The organism is Pseudoalteromonas sp. BSi20429 (assembly GCF_000238895.1).
Taxonomy (GTDB): domain Bacteria; phylum Pseudomonadota; class Gammaproteobacteria; order Enterobacterales; family Alteromonadaceae; genus Pseudoalteromonas; species Pseudoalteromonas arctica.
Window position 1 is genome coordinate 13,559 of sequence record NZ_BADV01000023.1, and the last position, 14,140, is coordinate 27,698.

The following is a 14,140-nucleotide window of genomic DNA, read 5'->3' on the forward strand; positions in this document are numbered from 1 at the left end:
AAACAGCAGATCAGCTAGCTGATCTGCTGTTTAGTATTTCATGGCTGTGTTAGCACCTCTTTATTTTCATCTGCCACGAATAAATTAACTTCCTCTGTGTGCTGGCTTACGCTATTTCTTTTTAGGGCGATGTATAGGTCTGAGTGAATATATATACCTTCTTTTCCCGACTTCATTCCTGCAATTTCAAACCACGAAAGTAGTTGGCGTTTTCTACCTGCAAGCTCAAGCCTTATATCGCGCTTTTTAAATATAACATCTAGATCGGCAAGCATTGCCATTACGCTTAAATCTAAGTGAGTAAAGCAGGGCACAGCATCAATTATTACACAGTGGGTGTCGTCTTTTTGCCTTGCGTATTGCTCAAGTAATCTGCGTTTAAAGTAGCTGGCATTAAAGTAAGTTAAAGGTGAATTAAAGCGATAGATAAACACGCCTTGCACTGCTTTTGCTTTATCTGTGGCGTCTAAACTTCTTACTACACCGTTAACATCTACGCCGAGTATATTGTCGGTTGGGCGCATTACAGTGCGAATAAATTGAAATAACCCCAGTAATACAGCAAGTGTGATCCCTGGTATAACGCCAATAAATAACACCGCAAGTAAGGTGGCTGAGGCAAGATAAAATGCCTGTTTATCTTTTCGTTTTAATTGCCAAACCGCTTTTAAATCGAGTAAATGAACAGAGGCAATAATGAGTACAACACCTAGCGCTGCGCTTGGAATAAATTCAAGTGGGGCTGTTAAAAACACGGCTATGAGCGCAATAATGGCCGCTGCTATTATTGATACTAACTGCGTTTTACCACCTGTTGCATCGTTAACAGCGGTGCGTGAGTCGGCGCCACTGACTGCAAACCCTTGCGAAAGAGCCGACGCAATATTGGCAATACCTAACGCTCTAAATTCTTTATCGGCATCTATGTCGTAGCCATTTTTAGCTGCAAAGCTGCGGGCAGTTAGCATCATACTAACAAAGCTCACGATGGCTAAGTTAAGTGCGGGTACCACTAGCTCACGAATAATCCCTAAATCAAAAACAGGGGTATTAAAAACGGGAAGCCCGCCAGTTACGGTGCCAATAGTTTTTATATCAAGTTGTTTTAATTCAAAAATCCATACCAAAAGCGCACCAAAAGCAATGGCAAACATAGATGCAGGCCACGTGGGTCTTATGCGCTTCATGGCAAAGTAAACCGCCAGTGTAAACAAAGCCATTAGTAAGGTGGGAACATGTGTTTGCGCTAGGTATGTGGGTACACCACCTAGGCGTTCAAGTAAGTAGCGCTCATCAAAGGTAAAACCGAATACTTTAGAAAATTGACCCACAATAATAGTGATAGCTACGCCGTTTAGTAAGCCCATTAAAATAGGTTTAGATAAAAAGTCAGCTAATACACCTAACTTAAATTTACTGGCTATAAAGCACCAAAAGCCGGTCATGGCGGTCATGGTGACAACAAGTTGCCAATGCTTAAAGCTGTCACCTGCAGCAAGAGGTGTTACTACTGCTGCAATAACGGCGCAGGTGGCGGCATCAGGGCCGACTATTAATTGTTTAGAAGTGCCAAAAAGAGCATATAACATCATTGGCAGTATACAAGAATATAACCCGACGGCGGCGTTAACACCGGTTAGTTGTGCGTAAGCAATAGCAACAGGTAAGGCTACGGCAGCTACCGATAGCGCCGCTCTTACATCATCAGCAAACCATTGTCGCTCGTAGTGCAGCAATGTATCTAAACCCGGCATAAAATTATATAAACGCGACAGCACTTCAGTATCCTTGCTAATAGTTACAACGTTTTGATAGTAAATTTAATATTCAAATAAGTATAGCTAGGAGGGTGGTTATTTTAATAAATTGCAGGTGATTATTTATCAAGGTATTAAATTTATAATTTGGCAGAAAAGTTAATTATAAAAGTTAATGTTCCTGAGGCGTTTGTCTTTTTAGTCAGCCTATGTGCATAGTATTAATGTACTGATATTGAACACCTCAGGAAATCACTAAATCTAGTTTTTAAATTTTTTAAGATTATTTAGCACCACATGCTGGATATAACTCAAGTACTTCTGTTACTACTTGTCCAAATAAAGCTTGTTCTTGCTGTGTTAAATCTATAGCAGGAATAAATGGCATTGTGTCTGTTAATTCCGAGGTAATGATTTGATAAAAGGTCATCGCTGTAAGGACATTGCCAGCATAGGATGCGTGATTACCGTCGGCACTATGAAGGTTTATACTAGGCATTATTTCTAATACTCGATTCCATACAAAGCCAACAGGCGCTATGCAGCTAGGTTGTTTTTTACTGATTGATAAATGGAGGTCGTAAACCTGCTTTGCTTCTGCGGGATCTCCTTTTTGAGGATGCTCTGGAAATAAAATTGGTGTAATTTTATGCTCTTTTGCGTTCGAGATTAATCGCTCCGTTGCACTTGTAGGGTAGTCAGTCGAACCTGATTGTGAGTACTTTTGTCCTTGAAAAATAGCATGACTCCAGTTATCACTTTTTAATTTATCGACATTCGTATCTACTGCGACTATTTCATCTAAAAATCGGCCACTGACAGTCATCGTTTTAACTGAAGTATTAGGTAGTTGAGCTGTAATAATCGTGTTTAACAACCCCCCTAACTGTGAACTATGGCTATTACCATAGATAATTATTTTGTATTCATTTAAAGGGCTGTTATTAATGATTGCTGTTGTTTTTATTATTTCAGTATTTACAGCCACTTTTGTTTTACTTCCCCCAGATCCGCATGCTGTTAATAATAGTAATGATAATGTGATTGATATTGTTGTTATATATTTTAGAGACATTGTTAATCCTTTTTCGTACCAATTATGAGTACGGTTTTAGAATACTAGACACTTTATAACCAGGCTGCAAGGTTGCTTGATTTTTGGTGGGATTTTTATGGTGCTTAGTTTGTGCGCTAAAGGTGAAGTGCAGGAGGTTGATATTGTTTACGCGTTATCTAAATTTTAGTTTGGAGTACTATTCAGTGATAATTTTATTGCTTTAAATAAATATTCAGTTATAAAAATTGTGCTGTGTTTTAACACAAGTGTCACTTTTTTATAGACGTAAAAAAGCCTGCATAAAAGCAGGCTTTAGTTTCCAGGGAAAATTAAAATTTAGCGCGAATACCAAAGCTGTAACGGCGATCCGCTTCAGTGTACTTCCAAGCACCACCTAGTTCAGATAGGTAGATTGAAGGCTCACCCGTTAAGTTGGTCGCATTACCTACTAAGGTCACGTTTTCGTTAATATCCCAGCTTGCAGAGAAATCTAACTGGCCTCTGTCGTCGCGGTAGTTATTACCGTAAACAGTGCCTTCTGCTGAAATGCTGCCATCTGAGTTAATATTTTCTACGCGTTTCTCGTTTTCTGTATCTAAGAAACTGTCACGGTAGTTATAAGCGATACGAGTAGAGAACCCTTCGTATTCCCAAAATACTTGTAAGTTGTACGTATTTTTAGAAATATCTAATAATGGGTTGCCGTTTGGTTGTTCGCTGTCTGCATACGTGTAGTTTGCATTAACACCTAAGCCAGAAAATGCACCAGGTAAGCTTGTGAAGAACTGTTGGTAACCAACTTCAAAACCTTGTACTGAGCCGTTTTCACCGTTTACATTTTTAACTGTATCAATACCCGTTAGTCCTGCGTCACGCAAGCCTGCAACATGGTTAAAGCCATCTATATCTACAGGATAGTCAGTCGCATCTGAGTAAACTAGGTTGTCTTGAGATACACCTGCAACGTCAAGCTGACATACTTGGTTCCACTGAGTTACGTTTTGACCTGTTGAAGTGCTTGATGCAGCTACACAGCTACTTTCGTTACTTAAGAAAGACTCAACATCTTTATAAAATACTGCGAAAGATAGTACGTTACCTTCATCAAAGTAATGCTCTACAGATAAGTCGTATTGCGTTGCACGGTATGGTTCTAAATCAATAGAGCCTTGCGTTGCACCTGTAATGTCATTATTAACGTCAAATGCAGGGCTTAGCTCACTAAAGTCAGCGCGGCGCATAACTTTTGCAGCAGCAAAGCGGAATAATGTTTCGTCTGAGTAGTTATACGTAACGTTTAAGCTTGGTAAAAAGTCGCTGTAGTCATTGTCGCCAGTTACTTTTTCGCCATTAAGAAATACGCTTGATTCTAAATCTGTAGTTACATAACGACCACCCACAATCGCAGTGATGTTATCAAAGTCTAAGTACGCTGATATGTACACAGCAGCTGTATCTTCAACTACGTTGCGGTATGCGCTTTCTTGGAACTCTTGGTTATCTGAAAGACTCCCTGTTGATGCTAGGTTAGTACCTGCAAGTAACTGCTGAAGTTGAGCGTAAGTATTTGCAGGGTTAGATAAACCGTTGTAGCTTAAAAACGTTAGTAGGTCATTTTGTCCTGAATGACCTAATTGGTCAAAAGAGTTGTCGTGGCTAACTGTTGTGAAGCTATTTGAAAAAGCAGCGTTGTAGTCATCAACCCATAAAGTAGCTAATGAACCATCTGAGTCGTTAAATGCATTTTTGTAAATGTCTTTAATTTCTACTTTGTATTGCTCATATTCGTAATCGCGGTTAGTAACACGTACACCTGCTTTTACTTTAGATACCCAGCTTAAGCTGCTGAGAGGTTCAAACATTTCAACGTCAAAACGAATAGCTGTTTCGTCATTGTCTGTTCTTCTATCTTCACTTTTAAACGTACGAAGTGCTAAGTTTTGTGGGTCAGTAAATGCATTTGGATCTGAATGAATGATGCTTGGTAATTTATTACCGTCTTGAGAAAATGCACCATCATATAAATGATTTGTTAGCTGAGTTCCGCCACTTGCTTCAAATGTTGATTTTTCGATTGGGCGAAGTGTAAATTCAGAATCAGGTCTTACGCTTTCTGATGATGCTACTGCAATTTCACCAGAGATTTTTATACTGTCAGTAAGGTTCCACTCTGCACCAAGTGCATTTGAAAACGAGTCAGTTTCACGAAAGTCACTGTATGTTTTAGGGATACCAAATTCGTTTGTTAGCGTGTAATTATTTACACCGTTAGCATCTTGAGTTGTATTTGCATCTGTTGATAACGAACCCGCAACACCTAATATAGAGTTACCACTTTGCTCACCAGAGCGTTTAGTGCCACTTAAATCAAGATACACCATGCCATTACCAGATTGCGGTGCCCACTGAAGTGATAAATTTACGGCAGTACGTTTACGTTGTTCTACATATTGTTCAACACTGTGCTCGTCTCGTACGATAGCGTTGCCACTTGGTGTATTACCTTCTTGGCCATTAATATCAATGTCTTGAGGTTTAACACGGCTAGACGTTTCATCTTGACGAATTTCACGATCTTGATACGAAAACATAGCAATAGCACCAAAGGTACCCATTTCGTCAAAGTCCCAGTTGTTACCAAGTGAACCACTAAAAATAGGTGCTACTTTTTCTGTTTTATCTGCATATTCACCATCTAATGAAACTGCGCCAGTTAGTTTGTCCAGCTCTAATGGGCGAACTGTTTTTAAGCTAACTGTTCCGCCTAATGCACCTTCAATCATATCGGCAGTAGGAGACTTAACGACTTCTACTGTTTTTAAGAAACTTGATGGGTAATCTTGTAAGCTAATACCGTCACGAGAGTCACCAATAGTAGAGCGGCCGTTTAATTCAACACGGTTTTGAGGTAAGCCACGAATCGAAACACTGTCACCCACACCAAAATCGGTATTAATAGATACACCAGTAATACGTTGCAGTGCTTCTGCAATATTATTATCAGGTAACTTACCAATGTCTTCAGCAACAATCGCATCTACAATACGTCCGTCAGTACGCTTAAGCATAGCGGCGGCTTTCATACTACCTAGCATGCCTTTTACTTCAATAACTTCAATATCTGCAGCTGCCGTTTCTGAAGCTGCCGGAGCCTCTTGCGCTGCAATATTTGAAGAAGCCATTAGTAAAAGGGCTGCTGCACTGATTGTTGTAGAGCTACTTCTTTTATGTTTATTAATTAATGTTGAAGTAATTTGATTGAGTTTCATGTATCTCTCCCGTTTGGGTACGACTTACGTCATTGTGTGTGTTGTTACTTGGTTTGGTTAACCAATTTAACTGCTGTTTCCCTGTAGTGTGTCATACAGGTGGTATGGTTGAAATTAGTCCAATTCAGCTTTTATTACAACCTTTGTTTACCAAAAATTCACAAGGTGTATTACAAAGTGTTCTTTTATTTTGCTTATATTTAATAAATTTAATAGCTTATGGTGTATTTTTATTTTTTATATTTTGAGTGAATTTTATTGAAGTATGTTTACCAAAGGCGTTTTTTTATATTATTTGTACTATTAAATACGTTTTTTAGTACTATTTTTAAATTTTATGTCGTACTTTTATACGTATTTAGTTTGTTTTTTAAGTGATGTTAAAATAATGAGATGTTCATTAAAGGTTGGGTATGGCTTATAAATTTGCGAAATAGTAAGGAGTATAAAATCATTCAATTTTATTTTGGTTATTTGTTTTGGTAATACCAATTTTCTATTGTTTTTATATGAATTTTGTATTAGAGCTTACTGATACATATCTATATATTATTATAAATAGAGTGATTTTTACGCAAAAAAAAAGCCCAGCATATTAATGCTGGGCTTTCTTAGATTAAATGTATTAGCTTTTTAACTCGCCTGTAGATGATTCTAAATGGGCTCTAATAAACCACTGAAATTGCTCTAGGTCAGCTAGTTGGCTGGTGATCATATCTTCAGACACCGGATCTAATTCAGAAAGAGTCTCAATTGCTTTGCGGTGATCGCCATTAACGCCGTTGTATACTTTATCAAGTGCGGCTAAATGCTCGGTTACTAACCCTTTACCTACTGAGTATTCGTTCCATGTACGACGATCTACAATTGATTTTGGTGTGCCAACAGGTACTGCACCAAGTGTCGCAATTCGCTCTGCAATTGTATCTGTCATTTCGCGCACAATGTCTACTTGTGGGTCTATCATTTCGTGTACGCCAATAAAGTTAGGTCCCACTACGTTCCAGTGAATATGCTTTAAAGTAAGCTGTAAATCTATCAATGCAACCATACGGTTATCTAGCGTAGCTATTGTTTTTTGAGCTGATTCGTCACTCATACCTGGCGCGGTAAATTTAGTCGTTTTGTTTGATTCGTTATTGTTACTCATAATTTCTCCTACATTAAGTAATGTGTTGCTCATATAATATGTTGCGTTATGAGCATGACTTAAACTTAATGAAGCAACTGTTATGCCGTAAGTTGATCTTTTTTAAAAGTGATTTAAAAACATAAGGTTATGTTTTTATTTAAGGCTTTAGAGGCTGGAGGGGTGATTGAATTTTTGAAAAGCCTGCATACATTTGTAAAATCTGCAGACTTTAATTTAATAACGCTTAAGTGTATTTAAACTTTGGCTATATATTCGTGCGCTTTTAAAACATCGAGCGGCACTATTTCTAATGATTTTTTATTTGTAGCTTCAAGTACCACTGGTGGCGCAACGTTTGCTGAAATAGCATGAAGCCATCTTACTGCACACAAGCACCATTTATCACCGGCTTTTAAACCTTCAAAATCGTAAAGAGGGTTTGGGCTTATTAAGTCGTTACCTTGTGATTTTGAAAATTGTAAAAACTCGTCAGTCATAATTGCACACACACTGTGATTGCCAAGATCTGATTCTGGTACATAACAAAATCCTTCACGTGTGTAGCCACCATTACCGCAACATAGTTTTAAACGTGTGCCAAGTACATTAAATTGATTCGCCATGAAATACCTTAGTTTGTGGTGTTTAATAAATTTACTCTATCAGGAGTAACTCGCTTGAGATAGCTATAAAACTTAAAAGAGGGAAGGGGGTCTACACAAACTTAAGCCCGCAGCAAAATTGCGGGCTTAGTATTATTTATTTAATACGCAGTGCCATACAATCGCTATGGCCGTTTATGATCATGCTTTTATCAACACGTACGCTACCACCAGAGTATTTTCCGGCGGCTGTAAAACTACATATTTGTACAAAGTAGTCATCTACTTTAGGCAGTGCAAATAGTTGTTGGTATATTTGGTCTTGCTCGGCAAAGTGCCCCATTGTTTTTTCTATAACTTGCTGCTGTTCATCAACAAGTTGAATATTAGCACCACAACGTCCTACTATTGGTTTAACTACATAACCGGTTTGTAATAACTCGTCGTTAAGCTCAAACGCGGTATTAAGTAAATATTTATGATTAGGGAATAAACTCCACAGTATTGGTAAAATAGCCTTGTTACTTGGGATCAATGTCCACAGCGGTTCAAATACCATGACGTTTTTACGCAGCAGCACATCGACTAAGCGTGGCGTTTCACCAATTTTGAATTGTGGTTCAAAGTTATCACCTAATGATTGGTCGGCTTCACATTCTTCACGAATTTGATCAAGTGCGGTTTCCCACGACCACGTTTTCCACACGTAACTCAGTTGTGCGCCATCTGCATCTACTATGTTGCCTGATTCATTCCAGCGAAGTGTGCTTAAGCCAATTACTAACTTACACTCAAAGCCAGCGGCTTCAATAGCTTCTTTCATAAATAATGCGTGGTAATGCTCTTCTGGTTCATCATCTTGCAGAATATGAACAAGACCTTTTACCTCACTTTTACGCCATGCTTTTACGAGATCTTTAAATAAATTTTGGCCTGCATCTACACCTGTTTTAACACCAAAGTGTTTTGCCCATTTACCCTGAACTTTGCCGCTTTCCATGTAACACGATGCCGAATCGCAATTGTATTCGTAAACTTTTAAACCTGCTGCTGTTAAAGCAAAGTCAAACCGACTGGTAATTAATTGGTTTAAGCGGTTATCCCACGATTGGCGAATTTTATTAATCACAACATCGGGTAAATTAAACTTTTTTAATAACTCAGGGTGCTGCAGTACATAGTCGGTTGCATGCATAAATAAGCCATGCAGCTCATTTGTTGCATGCTCAATGCTTTGCTGCGCCGTTTGAGATATCGCAAAGTAATTATGTTGATCCGCAGCTACTGATGTAAGTTTATGGCCTTGCATCATTTCTACGTAGGCAGCTTCATCGTCATTCGCAATATTTAACCATGACTTGTTTGCTTGGCCTGTATCTACTGCTTTATGGGCTTCTATAATAAATAAATCAGTGTTTAGCTCAGACGTTGGCTCAGCATATTCTGTTTCATCAGTTTGTGTCATCCAGCCTAAAATAGTGGCGTCGCTGTAAGAGCACTCAATCCAATAGTCGCCATCTTTAGTTACTTTTGCTTTTAGCTCACGACACCAGCTTTGATCTTTTGGCCATATTTGATGCCCTACATTTTGCTCAGCAAGGCGTATTTTATCTTCGTGCACTTCAACAACGACAGCAACATGGCCTGTTTCTTCAAACTCGCCGCCTTCCTCCCAAATAAGTAAACTACCTACTTGAGGGTGATGTTTAGCACCATTTTTAAACGCGTTTAGTGGCAATCTGTTTTGGCTATTTACATCGCGCACTGAACGCAGCTCAAAAATATCGTAAGCCATAGCAATATCATCAAAAATATAGCTATGGTTGAGATACATCCATCGACGTGCAAATTCAACGCATTGCCATTTATAGCCCATGTAAATGCCATCAAGGTAACTACGATAGGCGCTACGATTAGGATAAATGCTTTCGTCAGCCGTATCATAATCAGATGAATACACAGCAACATTACCAGGTGCATAACCTAATAAGGTACCAAAATCACTAGCTGGAGCAGAAGATTTCATAAACAAAGATGTTCAAAATAAAGGTGTGATAATTTGCTGACTATATGAGCGAAACTGCGTTATAGCAAGATATAAAATATGTTTTTACGAAGGGGGATAAGTAAAAAATCACTCATTCATTAAAGAGTGGAAATACGGGAGAGTACTTTTACTAATAGTGTTAGGTTTGGTGCTTTTTCACTTGTAACTGGTTGAAAGTTATTGATATTTTTGACTTGATTATTGCTGTTTAAATCTCAACTAAAAAATGGAGAAGCTATAGGTAACTTCTCCACTTTTATTATTCATATTTAGTGATTTTTATAATATGTAAAGCAGGTTAACGCGCTGCTAAATCATTTCAGCATCTATATGGCGTATTAGGTTTGATACCCAATTAACATATTGACGGTGAATTTTTTTGCCGTTGTAGTTTAAGTTAATAGAGTCTTTATAGTTGATTGAGTATGCCGTTTTGTCATACGCAATATCGACAGTTAATTGGTGTGTTCGAATATCCAGTACACCTTTTATTTTACCTTCACTCATAGGCGTACACTTCCAACCAAGCTGAATACATGCCTTTAGAATACCCTTTTCTACGTCAGCTTCACTGTTGGTAATTGTTGATGTTTGCGGAATAGGGTTTTGTTCAAAGTCTCTTACTGCAACAGATGTTGAACAACCAGCAAGTACAGTAAGTGCTGCCGCTGTAAGTAAAATTGAGTACTTTTTCATAATAATCCTTTGTTTTAATTTCATCCAATTGTGTTGTCTCGCCAATATATGCGCGCTTAGGTGAGATTATCGGTAAATTTATAGATGAGTGCCAGCAATAATTAGAAAATTAAGAGAGTTAACCGAGATTTATCTCGGGTATTAGCTTTATTTATGAACTAGTTAAAGTTTAATTATTTAAGCTATAAACCAAGGGGTAAAGCAAAATTATGTGTTGAAAGATTTACGTGAGCGATGACATTTTTTGAGGGAACGCTCTTTCTTTATGTTTTAAATTACTCCTATAGTCGTACTTTGGTTAATTTTTTGTTAAACTGTTGCGCTTAGTATGGATTGAAGTCAGTTAAAAGTTTTTAAAACAGGAAAAACAATGGAAGACATAATAAACAACATTGATATTAATCAATATTTACCCGCTGCAATTACGTGGGCAACCAACATATTACTAGCGATTGCAATCTTACTTGCGGGCTTATGGCTGGCAGGCAAAGTACGCAATTTAATTATTGGCTTATGCCATAAATACACTCATCTTGATGATACGCTTTTTCGCTTTTTAGGCAGCATGGCTCGCTACATCATATTAGCGTTCGTTATTATTGCTGTATTAAATCGCTTTGGAGTACAAACAGCCTCTATTATTGCTTTGCTAGGTGCTGCGGGACTTGCTATAGGCTTGGCGTTACAAGGTGCAATGTCGAACCTTGCAGCAGGCGTTATGCTACTAGTTTTCAGACCTTATAAAGTGAATGACTTTATTGAGGCAGCAGGGCGTTTTGGTAAAGTAACAGAAGTAGATATGTTTACTACTATTTTACAAACGTTCGATAACCAACAGGTTATTATTCCAAATAGTCAAATTTGGGGCGCGCAAATTATAAACCATTCACATCATCCAATTCGTGGTGTGGATATGCATTTTGGTGTTGCTTACGGTGAAGATACAACGGCTGTACGTAAAGTTATAGATGGCGTACTTGCAGCGCACCCACACATACTAAAAGATCCAGCTCCTTTTGTTGAAGTAGAAACTCTTAACAACAGCTCAGTAGACTTTTTAGTAAGACCTTTTTGTAAGGGCGAGCATTACTTCGATATTCTTTACACTGTGCCAGAGTTAATTAAAAAAGCACTAGATGAAAATAATATTGAAATACCTTTCCCACATCGTAAAGTTATTTTAGTTAACGAAAGCAAAGATTAACTAAATTTAAAACGATTTAAACCTAAGGGCACTTTTAAAGTGCCCTTTTTTTGTCTGAAAAAGTTACATACCTGTGTAACCTTTTCTTTTATAAACCACTTCAAATACTACATTGTTATCTGTACAGCCCTTTTTTACTAGGTTGGATGGCTGGTCTTTATTTTGCATTTGCATAGTCGCTTTTAGTTTTAAAGCTCATAAAAACTATTGACCCATTAAATCAAACTGTATGAAGGACTAAACATGGCTGAATCATTTAAATACTCAGGTAATAAAGGGCATGGCGGTGAATTGCATCAAAAAGCGTCGGATGAACACCCTACCATGACCACCGCGCAGGGCTGCCCTGTAAGTGACGATCAAAACTCATTACGTGCAGGAAAGCGTGGCCCAGGATTATTAGAAGATCACATAATGCGCGAGAAGATCTTTCACTTTGATCACGAGCGCATTCCTGAGCGTGTAGTGCACGCTAGAGGCTATGGTGCACACGGATATTTTGAAACTTACGACACGCTTGAAGATTTAACCTGTGCAGATATTTTTCAGCGAAAAGGTGAAAAAACCCCAGTATTTACTCGTTTCTCTACAGTTGCAGGTAATAAAGGGTCTCCAGATTTAGCACGTGATGTACGTGGTTTTGCGGTAAAATTTTATACCCAAGAAGGAAACTGGGATTTAGTCGGTAACAATATACCGGTATTCTTTATTCAAGATGCGATGAAGTTTCCTGACTTAGTTCATTCAGCTAAAGCCGAGCCCGACCGAGGTTTTCCGCAAGCGCAAACAGCACATGATAACTTTTGGGATTTTGTGAGCTTATCGCCTGAGTCAATGCACATGGTTATGTGGGCAATGTCTGATAGAGCTATTCCGCGCTCTTTACGCTTTATGGAAGGTTTTGGCGTTCATACCTTTAAATTCATTAATGCCAAAGGTGAAGAGAAATTCGTTAAATTTCATTGGAAACCAAAAGGCGGTATGCAATCAGTTGTGTGGAACGAGGCACTTAAATTAAACGGCGCGGACCCTGATTTTCATCGCAGAGACATGTGGGAATCTATTGGCAACGGCGACTTCCCTGAGTGGGAGCTAGGTGTACAGGTGTTTGATCAGCAATTTGCTGATGAATTTGAATTTGATGTTTTTGATGCCACCAAGCTTATACCTGAAGAGCAAGTACCAGTGCAAATTGTTGGCCGTATGGTGCTTGACCGTGTTGTAGACAATTTTTTTGCAGAAACAGAGCAAGTAGCATTTTGTACTCAAAACATTGTACCGGGGCTCGACTTTACACCCGACCCGCTACTGCAAGGTCGTAACTTTTCATACTTAGATACTCAAACTAAGCGTTTAGGTGGTCCTAACTTTACGCATATTCCGGTCAATGCGCCTAAATGTCCAATGCGTCATTTTCAGCAAGATGGCCACATGGCAATGCACAATCCAAAAGGGCGTGTTAATTATGAGCCAAACTCATGGAGCGGCGACGAAAACAACCCGCGCGAATGCCCAGTACATGGCTTTAAAAGCTCAAGCGAGCCTGAAGTAAGCGGCGGTGATAAACTGCGTTATCGCTCAGAAACATTCAGCGATCATTACAGTCAAGCCCGTCAATTTTATTTAAGTCAAACAGAGGTAGAGCAGGCGCATATTCAATCTGCGTACGTGTTTGAGCTGTCTAAAGTTGAGCATTTACCAATACGAGAACGTTTGGTATCGCACTTGTTAAATATTGACGAAAACCTCGCAAATAAAGTTGCCGAAGGACTTGGCTTGCAAGAAATGCCAGACCCAGCTGAAGCGGCTATGCCAACACGTGACGACTTACCTGTATCTGATGCGTTAAGTATTTTGAAAAATGCGCCCAACACCTTCAAAGGCCGTAAATTAGGTATTTTAGTAAGTGATGGCTTTAATGCAGACATTTTTGAATCGGTTACCAATGCACTTAAAAGTGAAGGCGCAAACTTTGAAATTATTGCCCCACAAGTCGGCGGTGCTAAATGTAGTAAGGGTAAGCACTTTGAAGCCGATCAGGTTATTAATGGTGGTCCGTCGGTTTTATACGATGCAGTATTTGTACTCACCACTGAAGAGGGAGCCGAAAAACTAGCAGCTATTGCAGAAGCTAAAGACTTTGTAAGTGATGCGTATGCACATATGAAATACATAGGTTTTACAAGTGAGGCTAAGCCTTTATTTAAAGCCGCAGGGCTCGATGATAAAGCAGATAATGGCTGGATTGATTTAGTTACCGTATCGGGTGAGGCATTTATTAAAACGTTACGTAATTTACGTTTTTGGCAACGCTAAGTAGTTATTTATTCTAAATATATTTTGAAGTAAGTTAATTTTCTCTTAAATTTAAAAGCC

At 38.6% G+C, this 14,140-nt stretch carries 9 protein-coding genes; 2 read left to right on the forward strand and 7 right to left on the reverse strand.

Translation table 11 applies throughout. The annotated features are described in order from the left end of the window. Positions 1-38: 38 nt before the first annotated feature. The 7 genes from P20429_RS14770 to P20429_RS14740 all read right to left on the reverse strand — a co-directional run bounded on the left by P20429_RS14770 (position 39) and on the right by P20429_RS14740 (position 10,560). Positions 39-1,778, reverse strand: coding sequence for a SulP family inorganic anion transporter (locus P20429_RS14770; protein ID WP_007581449.1), 1,740 nt, complete (start codon positions 1,776-1,778; stop codon positions 39-41). Between the two features lie 262 nt (positions 1,779-2,040). Beyond that, entirely contained in the window at positions 2,041-2,832 is a 792-nt protein-coding gene (locus P20429_RS14765; RefSeq protein ID WP_033026419.1) for a hypothetical protein, read from the reverse strand. 311 nt (positions 2,833-3,143) lie between these two features. Further along, positions 3,144-6,083 (reverse strand): TonB-dependent receptor, encoded by a 2,940-nt coding sequence (locus P20429_RS14760; protein ID WP_007581455.1) that lies wholly within the window; start codon positions 6,081-6,083, stop codon positions 3,144-3,146. 625 nt (positions 6,084-6,708) lie between these two features. Then, entirely contained in the window at positions 6,709-7,233 is a 525-nt protein-coding gene (gene dps / locus P20429_RS14755) for a DNA starvation/stationary phase protection protein Dps (RefSeq protein ID WP_007581462.1), read from the reverse strand. Between the two features lie 236 nt (positions 7,234-7,469). Then, entirely contained in the window at positions 7,470-7,838 is a 369-nt protein-coding gene (locus tag P20429_RS14750; RefSeq protein WP_007581464.1) for a DUF2237 family protein, read from the reverse strand. A gap of 136 nt (positions 7,839-7,974) precedes the next feature. Next, on the reverse strand, positions 7,975-9,843 hold the full coding sequence (gene gss, locus P20429_RS14745; protein ID WP_007581466.1) for a bifunctional glutathionylspermidine amidase/synthase: 1,869 nt from the start codon (positions 9,841-9,843) through the stop codon (positions 7,975-7,977). A 330-nt stretch (positions 9,844-10,173) separates the two neighbouring features. Further along, complete coding sequence (locus P20429_RS14740) at positions 10,174-10,560, reverse strand: hypothetical protein (RefSeq protein ID WP_007581468.1); 387 nt, start codon at positions 10,558-10,560, stop codon at positions 10,174-10,176. 370 nt (positions 10,561-10,930) lie between these two features. On the opposite strand from P20429_RS14740, the gene P20429_RS14735 reads away from it, so the two are divergent. Further along, positions 10,931-11,764: a mechanosensitive ion channel family protein gene (locus tag P20429_RS14735; RefSeq protein WP_007581470.1), complete on the forward strand. Its 834-nt coding sequence runs from the start codon at positions 10,931-10,933 to the stop codon at positions 11,762-11,764. A gap of 243 nt (positions 11,765-12,007) precedes the next feature. Next, on the forward strand, positions 12,008-14,080 hold the full coding sequence (locus tag P20429_RS14730; RefSeq protein WP_007581472.1) for a catalase: 2,073 nt from the start codon (positions 12,008-12,010) through the stop codon (positions 14,078-14,080). Positions 14,081-14,140 lie beyond the last annotated feature (60 nt).